General features: G+C 60.7%; 14 protein-coding genes. 7 read left to right on the top strand and 7 right to left on the bottom strand.

Annotation, left to right across the window (positions count from 1 at the left end; translation table 11 throughout):
- The first annotated feature begins 52 nt into the window (after positions 1–52).
- The 4 genes from HMPREF2736_RS09955 to HMPREF2736_RS12050 all read left to right on the top strand — a co-directional run bounded on the left by HMPREF2736_RS09955 (position 53) and on the right by HMPREF2736_RS12050 (position 3917).
- Complete coding sequence (locus HMPREF2736_RS09955; RefSeq protein WP_070615246.1) at positions 53–1012, top strand: L-lactate dehydrogenase; 960 nt, start codon at positions 53–55, stop codon at positions 1010–1012.
- A 187-nt stretch (positions 1013–1199) separates the two neighbouring features.
- Complete coding sequence (locus HMPREF2736_RS09950) at positions 1200–2012, top strand: DUF6414 family protein (protein WP_141750685.1); 813 nt, start codon at positions 1200–1202, stop codon at positions 2010–2012.
- 94 nt (positions 2013–2106) lie between these two features.
- Positions 2107–3297, top strand: a complete 1191-nt coding sequence (locus HMPREF2736_RS09945) for a DNA cytosine methyltransferase (RefSeq protein ID WP_070829532.1) — start codon at positions 2107–2109, stop codon at positions 3295–3297.
- On the top strand, positions 3297–3917 hold the full coding sequence (locus HMPREF2736_RS12050) for an Eco29kI family restriction endonuclease (protein WP_083308970.1): 621 nt from the start codon (positions 3297–3299) through the stop codon (positions 3915–3917). Before HMPREF2736_RS09945 ends, HMPREF2736_RS12050 begins: the two co-directional genes overlap by 1 nt.
- A 103-nt stretch (positions 3918–4020) precedes the next feature.
- Here HMPREF2736_RS12050 and HMPREF2736_RS09940 read toward each other — a convergent pair whose 3' ends face one another.
- The 5 genes from HMPREF2736_RS09940 to HMPREF2736_RS09920 all read right to left on the bottom strand — a co-directional run bounded on the left by HMPREF2736_RS09940 (position 4021) and on the right by HMPREF2736_RS09920 (position 8981).
- Positions 4021–5184: an ATP-binding cassette domain-containing protein gene (locus HMPREF2736_RS09940; protein ID WP_168167634.1), complete on the bottom strand. Its 1164-nt coding sequence runs from the start codon at positions 5182–5184 to the stop codon at positions 4021–4023.
- On the bottom strand, positions 5175–5882 hold the full coding sequence (locus HMPREF2736_RS09935; protein ID WP_246821233.1) for an energy-coupling factor transporter transmembrane component T family protein: 708 nt from the start codon (positions 5880–5882) through the stop codon (positions 5175–5177). The genes HMPREF2736_RS09940 and HMPREF2736_RS09935 overlap by 10 nt, the downstream gene beginning before the upstream one ends.
- A gap of 9 nt (positions 5883–5891) precedes the next feature.
- On the bottom strand, positions 5892–6698 hold the full coding sequence (locus HMPREF2736_RS09930; protein WP_070421802.1) for a glycosyl transferase family 9: 807 nt from the start codon (positions 6696–6698) through the stop codon (positions 5892–5894).
- A 91-nt stretch (positions 6699–6789) separates the two neighbouring features.
- Positions 6790–7785, bottom strand: coding sequence for a nucleoside hydrolase (locus tag HMPREF2736_RS09925; protein ID WP_070829530.1), 996 nt, complete (start codon positions 7783–7785; stop codon positions 6790–6792).
- Positions 7782–8981: an MFS transporter gene (locus tag HMPREF2736_RS09920; protein ID WP_070829528.1), complete on the bottom strand. Its 1200-nt coding sequence runs from the start codon at positions 8979–8981 to the stop codon at positions 7782–7784. The genes HMPREF2736_RS09925 and HMPREF2736_RS09920 overlap by 4 nt, the downstream gene beginning before the upstream one ends.
- A gap of 95 nt (positions 8982–9076) precedes the next feature.
- Here HMPREF2736_RS09920 and HMPREF2736_RS12445 point away from each other — a divergent pair, with 95 nt between their 5' ends.
- On the top strand, positions 9077–9604 hold the full coding sequence (locus HMPREF2736_RS12445; RefSeq protein WP_168161869.1) for a hypothetical protein: 528 nt from the start codon (positions 9077–9079) through the stop codon (positions 9602–9604).
- Here the strand turns inward: HMPREF2736_RS12445 and HMPREF2736_RS12440 are convergent.
- Entirely contained in the window at positions 9601–10419 is an 819-nt protein-coding gene (locus HMPREF2736_RS12440; protein WP_070829526.1) for a hypothetical protein, read from the bottom strand. The two genes, HMPREF2736_RS12445 and HMPREF2736_RS12440, sit on opposite strands and share 4 nt — an antisense overlap.
- An 88-nt stretch (positions 10420–10507) precedes the next feature.
- Complete coding sequence (locus HMPREF2736_RS09905; RefSeq protein WP_070829525.1) at positions 10508–12037, bottom strand: carboxylesterase/lipase family protein; 1530 nt, start codon at positions 12035–12037, stop codon at positions 10508–10510.
- Between the two features lie 100 nt (positions 12038–12137).
- Here HMPREF2736_RS09905 and HMPREF2736_RS09900 point away from each other — a divergent pair, with 100 nt between their 5' ends.
- Complete coding sequence (locus HMPREF2736_RS09900) at positions 12138–13043, top strand: hypothetical protein (protein ID WP_070829524.1); 906 nt, start codon at positions 12138–12140, stop codon at positions 13041–13043.
- Positions 13030–16644, top strand: a complete 3615-nt coding sequence (locus HMPREF2736_RS09895) for an ABC transporter ATP-binding protein (RefSeq protein WP_070829523.1) — start codon at positions 13030–13032, stop codon at positions 16642–16644. The genes HMPREF2736_RS09900 and HMPREF2736_RS09895 overlap by 14 nt, the downstream gene beginning before the upstream one ends.
- The last annotated feature ends 22 nt before the right edge of the window (positions 16645–16666 follow it).

The following is a 16666-nucleotide window of genomic DNA, read 5'->3' as shown; positions in this document are numbered from 1 at the left end:
AAGCCACCAACCCACCCCGCTCCCCGTAATCATCACATGGAATAATGGTCATATGTTTGTCACTCAAGGTTCGAAAGTTGTCCTCATCGGCGCCGGCGCTGTCGGAACCGCGTACGCCTACGCCATCTTGAACCAGGGTCTGGCAGATCATCTCGCCATCATCGACCTCAACGAGGATCTTGCATGGGCTGAGGTGGAAGACCTCAATCACGCGATCCCGTTTTCTGGCCACCACATGGATGTCACGGTTGGCACCTATGAGGACTGCAAGGATGCGGCACTCGTGGTCAATTGCGCTGGCGTTGCACAGCGCGACGGCGAGACGCGTCTGGATCTTGTGGCGCGCAACGTGAAGATTTTCGAGTCCATCAACAAACAAGTTATGGCCGCCGGCTTCAACGGCATTTACGTCGTGGCCACCAACCCAGTGGATGTGCTGACCTACGTGTCCTGGAAGCAGACCGGACTGCCGTCGAATCAGGTCATCGGCGCAGGCACCGTGCTAGATACGGCGCGTTGGCGCCACAACCTAGGCCAGTACTTCGACATCGCTCCCTCTGCGGTGCACACGCACATCATCGGCGAGCACGGCGACACCGAACTGCCTGTTCTGTCCTCCGGCTCCATCGGTGGCGTTCCCCTCCCCGCTCTGCTCGAGGCGGAAGCCGCCCGCAATCCGGATATTTATAAGCAGATCGACGAGATGTTTGTGCGGACCCGCGACGCTGCCTACGACATCATCAAACGCAAAGGCAACACGTCCTTTGGTGTCGGCAACGCGCTCGCACGCATCACTCGCGCAATCCTGCGAAACGAGGACGTTGTCCTACCGGTCTCTGCGCTTCTTGAGGGCGAGTATGGCCTCAACGACATCTACATCGGCACCCCAACCGTGCTCAACCGTGGCGGCGTGCGCAACGTCGTCGAACTTCGTCTCGACGACACCGAAACCGCCAAGTTCCACCACTCCGCCAAGGTCCTGCGCGAGGTTATCGACAAGGCAGAGATCTAAGAGAATTTGCGTATCGACGACCCCACATCGCCACGCTGTTTAAACTGACCTCCCATTCACCATTCACTTCACTAGGGCGGCAACAGCACGTCCAAGATACGATTCGGTAGGCGACTGACCTCGAATAGCCAAACCAAAAATTGCCACAACCCAACTATGCTGTGTTGACATTCTCATTTACGCCAGATTGAAAGATATTGATTTGTTCATCCGCCCTTTCTACCTAGACACACAAGCATTAGATGACTACATCGCCGGTATCGAAAATGGCCTAACCGAGTCCATTATCGACAAGCAATCAAAAACCTCCCACAACGGTGGCTCAATCGACGCAAAAGTAATTAGCGGTGAAAAGGCTCGTGCTGAAACCGGAGAAAACACCCGCTCATTTAGAGATCATGACACCGCGAAACTTGACCGACTAATTAAGTACGGCCGAGCTAATTGCGAAGCAGCTTCCTGGAACGAAATCCTCGAACCGGACACCTCATTCCAACACATTCGCACCGGAGAAATGATCGAGTGGGAATGCGATGTTTATCTCTCAGAAATTAGCGAGATCCTCGCTAACAACGAACTTCCGGGCAGCTTACGTTCACTTGCAAAGGTCGCACCACTCACCAAGATATTCGGCTCACCACAGAACGATCTCCCAGATTCCGAACAATTTAACCAAATGGCGGATTTTATGGATGGCGTTAACTTGAAACCGATCCTTATCGGAGAAGACGACGCCACTGCCTGGCGAATCGTGGGAACCCTACAGCAAGACCATATTCGTACTAAAGATGGCTTCGATGACAGGGCCCGAATTGTGGCAAAAGTCCGAAAGAAGATTCCAGAAGGACGTTGGTTTTCATTGCATGCAGCATCCGGGATACCTATGAGCCGCGAACAGCGCAGAGCTGCAGGCCGCAAAGGACCATCAACCGCTGAGGAACAAAACCAGTTTCTGGAGGGGCCACTGTTAGTCGTGGACTACCTGGCAGTCTATATCTAGAACTCAGGACACGAGAACATAATCTAATCCGCATTCGATCATCTGTTCTATTTTCAGGCGGAATGCATCGGCCCCACTTGTAAATTAAGGAAACATGAAGAGCATAGAACTTTTTGCAGGTGGCGGTGGCTTACTTTTGGGGTCGTCCTTAGCAGGATTTCACCACTTGGCAGCTGCTGAGTGGAACAAATGGGCCACTGCAACCCTTCGCAATAATATCTCCGACGGCTACCCCCTCATTCAGGGCCTTGAAGTGATAGAAGGCGATGTACGGTCAATCAATTGGAATCAATTCAACAAACACGAAATTGATTTAGTCTCGGGAGGACCACCCTGTCAGCCTTTTTCCATGGGAGGAAAAGCGAAAGCCGACAACGACCCCCGAGACATGTTTCCTGCAATGACAGCCGCAGTTGCCGACCTAAAGCCGCGAGCTTTCATCGTAGAGAACGTTAAAGGTCTTACACGCGCCGCTTTCACCGATTATTTTTCCTTCATCAAGCTAAGGCTTAACTACCCGATGGTCCGCGCACGTCAAGGAGAATCCTGGCTGGAGCATTACAAACGTCTCAAGCAGGTCGACAACACTGGGGGCGCACAAGATCTCGAGTACGATGTGGTGACTACCATCGTTAACGCAGCAGACTACGGAGTCCCCCAGCACCGACACCGCGTGTTTATGGTTGGGTTTAGATCCGATATAGAAACCGGATGGAGTTTTCCGGAACCGACGCACAGTGGAACCGCCCTTCAGCAAACCCAGATATCTGGTGAATACTGGGAGCGACACAAAACACCCCAACGAGATCAAGTTGTTTTACAGCGCCCCGGGAAGGGAAATCCGAATCTCAAGCCATGGCTTACCGTGCGAGACGCGCTAGAAACCATGCCCGAGCCTCGTCAAGACGGCACTCCAGGCTGGCTTGATCACCGATTCCAGCCTGGAGCTAGGGTTTACCCCGGCCATACGGGGAGTTACATAGACGAACCATCTAAAGCGCTAAAAGCAGGAGCACATGGGGTTCCGGGTGGCGAAAATATGATTCGGTTTCCAGATGGATCGGTTCGCTACTTCAGCATTAGGGAAGCAGCAAGGATTCAGACCTTCCCAGATGGGTATGCCCTTCACGGTGCATGGGGCGAGGCTATGCGGCAGTTAGGGAATGCTGTTCCAGTAAGACTAGGACGGGCAGTTGCCGAGTCAGTAGCAGAACATCTTGCGCTTGATACAGCTATTAAACAACGTAAATTCACCGACCTTCCTCTCGTAAAGGCAGTCGTCTAATGTCCGCATTTGATCCACTTTCCTACGAAAACCTTGGCATATCCATCTCGAGAGCGCTTGATGAGCAACCGGTGGTTCCACTAACTGAAATCAAGCGGTTTCATGGTGCTGGGGTGTATGCGCTCTACTACACCGGTGATTTCCCTGCGTACGAACGAATTGCGCTGGCCAATAGAGAGAATCCCGGCACGTGGGCAATCTATATCGGGAAGGCCGAAGCAGAGAGCCACCGAAAGGGAGATCCCGATCAACAAAACGTTCTTGACGGTCCAAAATTATTCAACCGTATACAGAATCATCGAAAGTCCATTGAATCAGCGAACAATCTCGATGTTCATGATTTTTCGGTGAGATATCTAGTCGTAGCTCCGACTTGGGTTCAGCTCGCCGAAATAATTGCTATTCGGCTGCATCACCCGGTCTGGAATTCGCTTATCGACGGCTTCGGAAACCACGATCCTGGCTCAGGTCGGAGAAACGGGTTGCGGCCAAGATGGGACACTCTTCATCCTGGTAGGTCCTGGGCGAAGCTCCTTCGAGAACGACCAGAGCCACTTTCAGTTGTTGAAGAAGAGCTGGAAAACTATCTGAGAATGTACGAGCCAACAACACCGAAGTAGCAGGATTCTCTTCTACTTCATCCCGCTCTCAATGCACGTTGAATTGAACAGAAGGATTTCTTTTCTTTTGCGGTGCTGTAATCACAGATAATCACTAGGGTTTTTAACCCAATTTTGAATGGGTAACCACCGCATACTCCCCCACCTCCGCGGCGAAGCAGGTGTCGTGGCAGGTGAAGATCACCGCCTGACCGCGTGCCAGGCCTGCTGCGATGAGGGCGTGGGCACGCTCGCGGGAGGGGATGTCGAGGCCGACGTCGGGCTCGTCGAGAAGCACAAGGTCACGCCCCTGGGCAAACACCTGGGCAAGCTGTGCGAGCCGGAAATGCGCTGACGGCAGGTCCAACGGGTGGGCGTCTGGGTCTAGGCCTAGTGCAGCGACGGCATCGTCGTTGCCGATGAACCGACCCACGGTGGATTCTGCGAGCTGGTCTGCGGCGCGCTGCAACGCCAGCGACACGGTCACGCCGCGAGTCTGTTCCAGGCCCGGGTTGTCGTCGAGGCCAGCCATCGCGCGAAGGAGCGTTGTCTTGCCGGCGCCGTTGTCGCCACGCAGCCACATAGCCTCACCGGGGCGCACAGTCAGTTGCACCGGTCCGGCGGTGAACGATGGCTCTGACGTGGTGCGGAACTGCCACCACTTGCGGGATGTTTCGCCGCGCGCTGCGGAGACTTCGCCGAGGTTGATCGGTTCATCAGTTGCTGTGACGCGGTCAGGCAACTGCAGATTCGGGTTGGGTGGGACGTTCGGCTGGAGGATGCCACCGACAAGTCCGAGTGCGGCCGAGTCGATGTTGCGAAGCCGTGTGCCCAGGATGACCACCTTCGACGGCAGCGAAGCCAGCAGTTCGGTGATGCGGGTGCAGGAGGTTGGGTCGAGGCCGGCGAAGGGGTCGTCGAGAAGCACAATGCCCGGCTCGAGCACCGCAACGGCTGCGATGGCGAGGCGTCGCGTTTGGCCACCGGAAAGCTGCGCTGGGTTGCGCTCGGCGAGATCGCTCAGACCTGCGGCGAGAAGGATGCGCTCGCAACGCTTGCGCATCTCGTCGGCGGGAATGCCGCGCTGCTCGAGGCCGAGAGCGACTTCTTCGATGACGGTATCGCGAAGATACGACACGTGCGCGGTGGCGTCCTGTTGAACTACGGCGGCGTGATCCCACTCGCGGTGCACTTGCGCTGCCAGGGTGGTCAGGCCTGCTCCAGAGTTACCGATCACCTGCACCGCGCGGTGCTCGTTGAGCGTCTGGGTGAGCAATGTCAGATCCACAGCACGACCCCCAAACACGCAAGCGGGATGAGGATGCGGGCGGCACGCTGGATGCGGCTGTCGTGGACAGGGTGCAGCACGGTGCGAGGGCCGGTGAGGTCGTAGCCTGCGGTCTCTAAGGCTTGGCCGCGAGCACCGGCTTGGGTGAGCAACTCTGTAAGCACCGGCATGATCAGGTTCGGGACCACGGTTTTTACGGTGATGCGCTCGCCTTTGAGCCGGTTGGCGTCGCGAACGATCCGGGCGCGGTGTGCACCTTGGGGGCCGAGTTGCAGTGTCGTGCCGGCGATGTATCCGATCCGGTTGCCACCCGGTGCTGCCTGCAGCGCCTTGGCCAGGTCCGGGGTGCGCGACCATGCGACGGCCGCGAGCAGGCTGGCAATCAGTGCGGTGAAGCGTGCGGCTAACTCCCCTGCTGTGGCAAGTCCGTCGCTAGTAAGCAGCGGCGCGATGCGATGCTCACCGTAGGGCGCGTGGATGAGCACCATGGATGCGGCAACCGGGGCGGCAAGCAACGCGGTGGCCGCAATGAGCGCGACGTTGCGGGTGCGCCACGTCCCCAGCACCATTGCCGCGGCCAGCACTGCGAGTGAAACTTCTGGCCGGTTCAGCCCGAGCACCAGAATCCAGCCCGACGCCCCGATGGCCAAAGCGGTCAACGGGTTCACACGGGTTGAAGGACTCAGACGGTCTGCCACGGAAGTGCTTTACGCCTCAGGTGTCGATGCTGGTGCGACAGGTTCTTGTGGCGCGAAGGCAGCCACGGTGCGCTTCGGCAGCGCCTTCACTGTGGCGTAGGCGATGAACAGGACAATGAGCTTATCCACCGGGTCAGAGATGAACGCCTGGGTGGTTACCGATGCGATCAGGGACCCACCCATTTCGCGGAACAGGCTCACCAGTGCGCCGGTGCCCACGCCGGCGGTGCCGCCGTAGACGTACGCAGCGACAGGGGCTGCGACCATGCCGCCAACAACGCCGAGCACAAGGCCAAAGCCGACCACGGTGCCAGGGTTACGGAACGCGTTGAAACGGTGGATGAACACACCGGCGAGCCAGCCGACCAAGGCCGCACCCGCAGCAAACGGCAAGGCAGCCGGGTTGACCAGACCCCACACCACGTTGTTCAGCGCGCCGGTGGCCATGCCCGCAACCGGGCCGGCCAGGGCTGCGACCAGCACGGTGCCCACGGAGTCGAGGTACAGCGGCAGACCAATCGAGCCGACGATCTCGCCGATGACGGAGTTGATGATGATCGCAATCGGAATCAGCCCGAGCGTGCGCGCCGGCAACACAGGGACGATGGCCACGAGTAGCAGCAGGGTGCCCACGCCGTAGCCCGCCAGCAACGTAATGCCAGGACCGGAGCCTGTGACCTGATCCCAGTCAGCGGGGCGGACAAGAACGAAGTAGAGCCAGGTCGCCGCGATAATCAGCGCGCCAAGGGCAACGAGAACGCGACGCAGCGGGGTCCACTGCGCCTTCTGCGAGTTTTGAGAAGTGGTGTGTGACATGGATCTTTCCGTAATTCTCACGGGCAAATGAGCAATTGCGCCCCTGCCTATGTCACCTCGGCAGGAACGTCCAGATCAGGCAGTGTAGCAGTTAGTCGTCCGCTTTGAGGTGGCGCAGTTCCATAAGACTTGCATCACCCGCCACCACGCGTGCATGGATCTCGCAGGCCCAGTCAAAGGACTCCCACGCGGCATCGATGTCCGCAGCGGTGACCAGGCGCGCGTTGGGTTCGCGCTCCCAAATGTCGCGCAGATCCGCCACTGAGGTGCCGCGGGTGAGGTCGGAATCGGCCTCGACGGCGATCGTCGTCAAGCAATGCTCAACGTCCACCGCACCAAGCGCGATGAGCACCGTGAGCAAGTCGTGAATCTGCGCGCGGTAGCCCTCCCCGACCTCCTCGTGGAACTCGAAGTAGAACCGCACAATGTCACCCAAGTGCTGGGCAATCGGGCTCGCGCCTAGCTTTGCGACGACCCCCTCCAACCGCTCAGGCTCAAGCAACATCTTCTCCGTCACACCAAGTGAGCACAACGTGATCGGAGTCGGTGTCATGTCGAAGACGTCGGCGGCGGCGTGCGGATCAACCCAGAAGTTCCACTCCGCCGTCGGCGTGGTGTTGCCCGGGTAGTTCACCGCACCCCCCATCACCGTGATGTGCTTCAGGCGCGCGAAGTGCTGTGGGTGGGCGTGGGCGAAAAACGCCAAGTTGGTCATGGGGCCGGTGACGATGAGGTGCAGATCGTCAGTACCGCGCTCAATCGCGTCGATCCACAGTGCTTCCCAGTCGTGCTCGACGTGACGCTCAGGCGCGGTGGCATAGCCAAGCCCCGTATCGCCGTGGGTTTCCGGCGTAGTGGTCAGTTCCACCTCAAGCGGCGCCGGTACTCCAGCGGCGAGAGAGATAATCGGCAAACCACACAACGACAGGATCCATGCGGCGTTCTTGGCACACTGGTCGGCGTCGACGTTGCCGGCAGTCGTGGTCACGCACTCAAGCTCATGGATGCCTGCCTGCGTGGCCGCAGTCAGCCAGATGAGGGCTAAGGTGTCGTCGATACCCGGGTCGCAGTCCAGAATTACTCTCATCGTGGCTCCTTCACCATCGTTTCCTTACCGATGATCAGCCACACCACAGCCGCCACCGCACACATTGCACCGCATACGCCGAACGCGGCAGTAAAGCCTGCGGTCTGCGCAATCGCGCCGACAACCACAGGCGCGAAAATCTGGCCCGCATCCTGCGTCATCTGGAACGTGGACAACACCTTACCGCCGGAGCGTTCATTGCCAATGATGTCCGCCAACGCTGCCTGAATGGACGGGCTCATCGTGCCGGAAGCCACGCCGGCCAGCACCGACCAGATCATGAGCGGCCAGAAACTTGTCGCCGTGCCAAGCACCGCCGTAAACACCGCAGACATTGCCATGCCCGCAAAGATCATCGGGCGCCTGCCAAAATGATCCGACATACGCCCGGAAAACTGCAGCATGATCGCCATGCCGAGCGCGAACGCCGTAAGCGCGAAACCAGCCGCTGCCCCGCCTTGCTCAAACACCGCGGCGGCAAAGAGCGGCAACACCGCCACGCGCGCACCCATGTTCACAAACCCATTGGTAAACGCCGCGACCAGCAATCCCCTGTAGGTGGGCACCTGCCAGGCGCTCTGCAGCCGCATCGCGGGCTTCGCCTTCGGCAACGCCTTCGCACCTGGACGCGGCTGAGTAAGCCACGCGACGAGGCCGGCCGCAACCGCGACCCCCACGCCATAAATGGCAAACGGGATACGGAATCCCAAATACGACAACGCTGCGCCCACGATCGGACCGAACACATTGCCCACAAGAAATGCCGAAGCGTACAACGCGTTCGCGCGGCCACGGATCGAAGGATGCGTCACCCGCACAATCAACGCCTGCGCCGACAACGTAAACATCGTCGAGCCGAAACCCGCGATGAACCGCAACGCAAGAATCTGCCAATACGCCTGGGCAAACGCCACGAAGAACGTGGAGACAGCCACAATGCTCAAGCCTGTGAGGTAGATCGGGCGCGAGCCCAGTTTGTCCACCAACACACCCGCGCCGGGCGCACCAAGCAACCTGGCAAGAGCAAACACAGACACGACCGCACCTGCTGCGGCCATGGATACGTTGAAACTTCCCGCAAACTGCGGGAGAACCGGAGCGATTAACCCGTACCCGAGCGCAACAATGAAGGCGGCGCCCGTGAGCACCCAAATGGTGCGGGGGATCGACGGTTTCACCACCTTATTCGCACTCATAAACAGCAAGGTTACACAACGCGTCAAATAACCGCATCGCCCATATGTTCGAATACGTACCGGGTGGTGTCGGGGCCACTTTTAGTGTTTGAGCCATGAAGTTGAACGCAAAGAATGCCCTGTCCATGTTCCGCACCTCCCCCACTGTGGATGCCGATGCATACGCCAGCGCCGATTCACTGGCTGCTGAAATCCGAGACCTCTTCCCCGAGAAGCTGCACGCCATCAACGCGATGATCCACCACCCACGCTCGCTGTCTCGCCCGGCTGCGACCTGGCGGCCACCGGTGATATCGCTACCCCGGATAGACAACGGTCCGACGCTGTCGTTGGCGGTCACGCGGCGGCGTGTTGGCCCGCGCGCCCGCGCTCGTATTCAGGGATACGGGCAGCGCCACATTCCGGCCTACTTGATCGAACTGCGCGTGACCGATGCCGCGGGGGTTCCCGTGGACACGTTGCTTGCCGAGTCCTGGGTGCGCGCGGTCATCCCCGATGATGCTGCCCACACCGTCCACGAAATTCCGGGGGCGAAGGCAGCAAGTTACGTCTGGCTCGTCGACGGGGCGTTCACCCCGATCGAGTCGCCCTCCTCCATGTTCGAAGGACTCAGCGCGGCTTAGTCCTCGTCGTCCTCGTCGAAGTCTTCGTCGTCGAGATCCTCATCATCCTCATCATCGCGGTCCTCGTCGTAGTCTTCGTCGTCTTGGCCGAAGATGTCGTAGACGTCCGGCTCGTCAATCTCGTCGTCGACTGGAAGCAGCTGCGCCTCCCATTCCTCTGCCTGGTCGGCGGCGAGCGACAGCACGTCAAAGAGGCGATCGAAGTCGGTGAAGCTGCCCAGCTCGAGCTTCTCAGCGTCAGCAACTGCCTCGTCATGGATGACGTCAAACAGACGTGCGCGGTCCTCCTCAGACAGTTCCGCATCGCCGTCGGACTCCCACAACTCGCCCTCGGCGTCCTCGATGACATCGTCGTAGTCATCCGGGAGTGCAACGAAGGTCACTGTGGCGCTCGGCACGCCGTTGACGGCTTCGACGACGACCTGCAACTCGGCATTCGCGCCCACTTCGGCGCGCACCTGCTGCGGGTTGACGTGGTCCTGGAAGAACTCGAGATCCCCAATGCGCTCGTCCGTGCTTTCCAGCAGGTCGCGCAGCACGGTTACCACCTGGTCGGTCGCCATGTGCTCAGCAACAGCAGCCACCGCTGCCTCCACGGAGAACACCACAGCAACTAAGACGGCCTCAAACTCATCGTCGTCCTCGTCCACGTCAGCCGCGGCGATGTACACGTTCGCTGCCGGCAGGTGCGGATCAATTTCCACAAACTGCAATTCCAACGCCGCAGACATGGGGACAAACATCGTGTCCCCGCCTACGCGCGACTCAATACCGTCGCGGTCCAACGCGGCCGCGATGTCCTCGAAAAAGCTCATGACAGTGGGTTCCTTCCGCATTGACCTTCAGACTGGCTTCAGCCTAGCCACGTTCGCTGGCGCGTGCCTGGAATTATCATCGCGGATGTCATAAATCCGTCCGGCTAATTCCCCACTCGCGCATGTCAAACGACTCCCACGCGGTGCGTTGTTCGGCTTTCGGGTCGTATTCCACACGCATGCCGTATTCAAACACCGCAGTCGCACGCCCCGGGTCGTCGCCACGCTTAAACCCGTAGCTGGGCCACTCCGGACCAGGTGTGCCGGTGTGGAAGAACTCGCCCCAGTGGTACTGCATGAGCCGGCTGACCTCTTGGAACGTGTCCCGCGGCCCGAAGCGATCCAGTTTGGAGGTCACTGTGGCAAAGGGATCGCCATAGACCGCCACAAGGTCAGCTGCGTGAATCGCGCCGAGGCCCAACTTGCGCATCGCGGCAGATGCGTAGGCGAACCGATACATATAGGTCGGCGCAACCATGCGGTGCGCGGTGGCCAGGATGACACTCGGGGCCCAGAACACGGCGTCTGCCATCAACTCCGCAAAATCGCCGCGTGCGCCGACATCGTCGTACGCCTCGATGACATCCAGCGCATTGTCCGGGTCAAACACGTTCAACGCCCGGCGCGCAGCACGTTGGCGCTGGCGGGAGGTTTGGTAGATGGCTTTGGTGAAACTGGCTTCGTCGGAGTTGGTTCCCACGATCAGTGGCACGCGGGCTTGCTCGCCGGCGTTGAACGTGTCAATGGGGTGTTGGGGCAGGCTGGCACTGTCCAGGGTGGGCATGAAGCTGATGTTGAATTGCAGCGCTTCCTTGCTGTTAAACATCAGTGATTGCCCGGCGCGCACGAGGGTTTCTGCGGGGATGTCGCGCAGCTGGTCAAGGGTGGTGTCTGGTGCGAGCCCGAGTTTCCTGATGAGGGCTTGGACCCACCTGGCGGCTTGGCGCCTCGAGTGGACGCTGGCCGGTGGCGGGGACTGCGCGATTGCGCGGTGGAACAGGCCGCGGGCATCGGGTGCGCACATGAGATGCAGCACGGCAGCACCGCCTGCCGATTCGCCCATGATGGTCACAGCATCTGGGTCGCCGCCGAAGGCTGCGATGTTGTCCCGGATCCACCGCAGGGCGAGGATCTGGTCGCGGATAGCGGGGTTGGCCACGCAGTCGTCGCCAAGCGATCGCACATCGAGGTAGCCGAGCACGCCGAGGCGGAAGTTTAAGGAGACGTAGACAATGTTCGTCGCGGCGGTGAGGCGATGACCTTGGAGGACTTTTTCGTGGCTGGCGCCGGTGACAAAAGTGCCGCCGTGGAAACAGACAACGACAGGCAAGACCTCATCAGTGTCGGGCCTGACGATGTCTAAGTTGAGGCAGTCCTCCGAACCAAGCACCGTGCCACGGATGCCGAAGGTGCCTTGCATGGCGGGTGGGCCGAAGCGTGTGCAGTCGCGCACCCCAGGCCAGGGTTGGACGGGTTTCGGTTCGCGGAACCGGTGAGTACCAGCGGTGTTGGCGCCGAATGGCACGCCACGCCAGGTGCGCATTCCGGTGTGCGGGTCGACTTGACCGCGCACGGCTCCGGCCGTTGTCTGTACGACTGGTTGGCGGCGCGCATTCATGCGTTCAAGCCTAGAGCGTTTCCGCCCGGTCTTCCCGGGATATGAAGTCGTTCTATGCTGTACCAATTACCCATCGCCAGTTCACGGCAGGAGGATAAACGTGTTCGGTAAGAAGAAATCAACGCAGATCGACGAGACGGAGCTCCGCAAGGAAATCAAGGTCGCGCTGCAGGAAAATTCAGCGCAGCTGGAAAAGGACGCGGGCAAACTCGGTCGTGTTTTCATCGGCGCGGTGGACAAGGCCGTGCGACTGCAGACCTCTGTGATCCGCGGATATGTAGATTGGTTGCGCCGCGACAACCCGGATAAGTCGCCGGCACAGATCCAGGCGATTATGGATAAGCATCTGAAAAACACCGTCACGGGCACCGGTGCCGGTGTGGGTGCCGCTGCGGCAGTACCAGGCGTTGGCCTGTTCACAGGTGCTGCTGCTGTGGCCGGCGAGTCCGCCCTCTTTCTGGATCTCGCGGCATTTTACGCCATGTCATCGGCATATTTGCGTGGCGACGACATCTCCGACCCCGAGCACCGCCGCGCCATCGTGCTGACCACGCTGATGGGTACGAAGGGCCTGGCAATCGTGGATACGCTGCTCGGCGAAAACTCCCGCAAGCTGCCTGGCAAGGCCACCCTGTCGCGCTTTTCTGGCCCGACGCTCAATGAGACCAACAACGTGCTGCAGCGCATGGCTATGCGTTCGCTGCGTCGTTCCATGCGTCGCGCCTGGCTGGGCAAGATGCTGCCGCTCGGCCTGGGTGCGATTGCCGGTACGACGGTGAACCGCAAGCTGGCCGGCAACATCATCGATAACATTCAGCAGGCCCTCGGCCCGGTGCCGCTGCAGTTTGCCACCCCGCTCGAGCCCGAAGACACGGCCGATGAGACCGGTCGCATCAAGGGGGGCTTCAACCCGAAGGAATTCGCTGCATGGATTTTGAAGATCTTCCGCGACGGTAAGGACAGTAGCGGGAAGGACAGCGACGACAAGGAACATGAGGACCACTAGCCCACTTCTTACCCAATCGCTCAAGGCGAACCGCGCGCCTGCCGCCGTCGCGTTCGCCGCTGCCATCTTGGCGGCGCTCACCCGCGTGGCCGAGCCCGCTCTTACTGGCCAAGCGATTGATATTGCCACCGGGAATGCGGACGGTTCCGTTGCCCGCGTGGCGTGGCTGATGGTGGCAGTCGCAGCGGCCACCTACGTCCTAAGCATCATCCGGCGCACCACCTCCGGTCGCCTTGCCACGACCTCGCAACACTGGTTGCGCACCAAGATCCTGCGCACACTGCACCGCCTGGACGGGCCGGGACAGGACAAGATCGTGACAGGCCAGATTGTCTCGCGCTCGATCTCGGATCTGAACATGTACCAGACGGTGCTGGACACTCTGGCGATGATGCTCACACGCATCGTGCAACTGGTAGCCACCTTGATCGTCATGCTGAGCATGGACGTCGCACTGACCGCGATGTCGCTGGCACTGTTGCCTGTGCTCCTTTGGGAGGCCAACCGGTCGCGCAAAACGCTCTACGCAGCAACGTGGGTCAACCAGCACGCCACCGCAGAACTTGCAGAGCACGTCGAACAAACCGTCTCCGGCGTGCGTGTGGTCAAGGCGTTCGGGCAGGAACAGCGCGAGATCGACCAGCTCGACAACCTTGGCCGCCACCTTTACGCGGTAAAAATGCGGGCGGCGAAACTCACCGCACGCTTCCAGCCGATGCTCTCCCAACTGCCCAAGGTGGCGCTGGTGGTCACCATCATCGCCGGCGGCATGCTCGCCATCCACGGAAGGATCTCCATCGGCCAGTTCGTCGCATTCACCGCGTACCTGACCACGATGACGTCCACCCTTTCCATGCTGACCAACCAGTACGTCCGCATGCAGATGGGCATGAGCTCCTTCGACAGGCTCGCGGATGTGCTGGCACTCGCACCTGAAGAGTCCACCGCGAGTTCCACCGTGAATTCCACCGAAAACTTGCCTGCCGAACCCGGCCTGCACTTTAGCGACGTGCACTTTTCGACCGGCGGCCACAACGTCTTAAACGGCTTCACCCTTTCGGTCGCGCCGGGCGAGACCGTTGCAATGGTCGGCCCGCCCGGCGCGGGTAAAACCATGGCGGTGCAACTAGCAGGCGGGTTCTATACCCCGGATACGGGCACGGTCACCGGTGGCAATGTGGTCTGTGTTTTCGACGACGCCTTCCTTTTCTCTTCCTCCGTGCGCGACAACATCGCCATGGGGGCTGCCGATAACATGTCGCCGGACGAACTTGATGCCGCGGTGCGCGAGGCGGCACGTCTCGCCCTGGCAGACGAGTTCATCGAGCGCCTCCCCGACAGCTACGACACCCAAGTCGGTGAGCGCGGTCTCACCCTTTCCGGTGGTCAGCGCCAGCGCATCGCGCTTGCTCGCGCGCTCATGTCACGCCCTGAGGTGCTCGTGCTTGACGACGCCACCAGCGCCATCGACTCCATCAACGAAGCCCACATCTTGGCTAACCTGCGCGACGCACTGAGTGATATTGCGGTGCTGACCGTGGCACACCGCCAGTCCACGGTGGATCATGCGGATCGGGTAGCGGTGGTGCGCGGTGGGGTCGTCGTCAAGCAAGGGCCCCGCGACGAGGTCATGGCAACCGACGAGTATCGCGCCTCCATGGACCCCGAGTCCGAGACGCTGTACGAGGAGATTGGCGACCTGTGGCCCGAAGTGGACACCGAACCGCAGGAGCGCGTGATCGTGCCGACGAGCGGGCGCGCCTCCACCATCAACGCCACCCCGGAACTGCTCGCGCGTGTGGAGCGCCTCCCGGAAGCGCGCGAACTGCCGGATCTGGCCGAGCAGACACTGACCCGCCTGCGCACCCCGTCGAGCGAATTCCACATCCGCGACATGTTCAAGGCCGTGCGCTGGCTCATCGCTGGCACCGTCGCCCTGCTGATTGTGGGCGTGCTGGCGGACTTGGCCTTCCCCACCATCGTGCGCGCCGCCGTGGACCGCGGCATTACCCCAAGTAACCAGGAGAACCTGATCAACGCGGGGCTCATTGCGCTCGGTGTGGTCGCGATCGCCTGGGCCTCGGATGCACTCATGACTGTTTTGTCGTCGCGCTCCGGCGAACGCCTCCTCTACGGGCTGCGCCTGCGCTCCTACGCGCACCTGCAGCAACTGGGGTTGAGTTACTTCGAATCGCGACTGTCCGGCAAGATTATGACGCGCATGACCACGGACATCGACACCTTGTCGAGCTTCCTACAAACCGGGCTTGCCCAGGCGATTGTCGCCGTTGGCTCGCTCGTGGGCGTGATCGTTATGCTCGTTGCCACAGACGGCGAACTCACCCTCATCGCGCTGACCGCCGTCCCGGTGATTGTCGTCGCTACCTGGGCGTTCAGAGTCTTCTCCAAGCGCTACTACCAGGCCTCACGCGAACAGATCTCCACGGTCAACGGCGAGTTCGCGGAACTCATCGGCGGCATCCGCACCACCCAAACCCACCGCGCGCAGCCCCACTTTGAAGCACACTTCACGGCCCTAAGCGACGAATACCGCCGCCTGCGCATGCGCTCCGTCACCCTGGTCGCGCTGTACTTCCCCGGCATGCACTTCATCTCCCAAACCATGACCGCCGTCATCGTCGGCTTTGGTGCGGGACGCATCGCCGACGGATCGCTGTCCGTCGGTGTGCTCGTCGCATTCACCATGTACCTCGGCCAGCTCTACGGCCCCATCCAGCAGCTTGGCCAAATCTTCGACTCCTGGCAGCAAGCCACCGTCAGCTTCGACCGCATCCGCGCACTGCTCGCCCAGCGCACCACCGTCCCCGACACTGGCACCAACCCCGGCGCCCACAAGGCCGCAAGTGGGCAATTGCTTTTCGACGACACCACCTTCTCCTACTCAGTCTCCACCGATACAGACGCCTCCCCCGTGATCGACCACATGGACCTGACCATCGAGCCAGGTACCACCGTGGCACTCGTCGGCCCTACCGGCGCAGGCAAATCCACCGTGGTCAAACTGCTCGCCCGGTTCTACGACCCCACTTCCGGTGAGGTGCGCGCCTCCGGCACAAACATCGCGGAGTTCCCGCTTGCAGATTGGCGCCGCGCACTCGCCCAGGTCCCGCAGGAGTCCTACCTGTTCCCCGGCACCGTCGCGGACAACATCGCCTACGGCGCGCCGGGCGCGACCCCAGAGGAGATCGAGGCGGCGGTGAACCGCATTGGCGCGCTCGGTGTCGTCGATACGATCCCCGGCGGCTTCAACGCGCGCGTCGGTGAACGCGGCCGAGGCTTGAGTTCCGGGCAACGCCAGATCATCGCGCTCGCACGCGCGGAGATGCTCTCCCCTGCCGTGCTGCTTCTCGACGAAGCCACCGCCACCCTTGATCCCGCAACCGAACGCGCGGTACTCGACGCCGCCGACCGCGCAACCTTGGGGCGCACGTCAGTGGTCGTCGCACACCGCCTCGCAACCGCTGCGCGGGCCGACCGAATACTCGTCATCGACGAAGGACGTATCATTGAGGACGGTTGCCACGAGGACCTCCTCACCGCCGGCGGTAGGTATGCCCAAATGTGGGCTGCCAACCGCTAACGGGGGTGAAAGACGGAAACCC

Source organism: Corynebacterium sp. HMSC036E10 (genome assembly GCF_001836265.1).
Classification (GTDB): domain Bacteria; phylum Actinomycetota; class Actinomycetes; order Mycobacteriales; family Mycobacteriaceae; genus Corynebacterium; species Corynebacterium coyleae.
The sequence above is the reverse complement of the archived record's forward strand: the minus strand, read 5'-3'. Positions and strand labels throughout refer to the sequence as shown.

Coding starts and splice junctions, on each gene's coding strand:
- HMPREF2736_RS09955 (WP_070615246.1), top strand. CDS start 53: ATGTTTGTCACTCAAGGTTCGAAAGTTGTCCTCATCGGCGCCGGCGCT.
- HMPREF2736_RS09945 (WP_070829532.1), top strand. CDS start 2,107: ATGAAGAGCATAGAACTTTTTGCAGGTGGCGGTGGCTTACTTTTGGGG.
- HMPREF2736_RS12050 (WP_083308970.1), top strand. CDS start 3,297: ATGTCCGCATTTGATCCACTTTCCTACGAAAACCTTGGCATATCCATC.
- HMPREF2736_RS09930 (WP_070421802.1), bottom strand. CDS start 6,698: ATGTCACACACCACTTCTCAAAACTCGCAGAAGGCGCAGTGGACCCCG.
- HMPREF2736_RS09925 (WP_070829530.1), bottom strand. CDS start 7,785: ATGAGAGTAATTCTGGACTGCGACCCGGGTATCGACGACACCTTAGCC.
- HMPREF2736_RS09920 (WP_070829528.1), bottom strand. CDS start 8,981: ATGAGTGCGAATAAGGTGGTGAAACCGTCGATCCCCCGCACCATTTGG.
- HMPREF2736_RS12445 (WP_168161869.1), top strand. CDS start 9,077: ATGAAGTTGAACGCAAAGAATGCCCTGTCCATGTTCCGCACCTCCCCC.
- HMPREF2736_RS12440 (WP_070829526.1), bottom strand. CDS start 10,419: ATGAGCTTTTTCGAGGACATCGCGGCCGCGTTGGACCGCGACGGTATT.
- HMPREF2736_RS09905 (WP_070829525.1), bottom strand. CDS start 12,037: ATGAATGCGCGCCGCCAACCAGTCGTACAGACAACGGCCGGAGCCGTG.
- HMPREF2736_RS09895 (WP_070829523.1), top strand. CDS start 13,030: ATGAGGACCACTAGCCCACTTCTTACCCAATCGCTCAAGGCGAACCGC.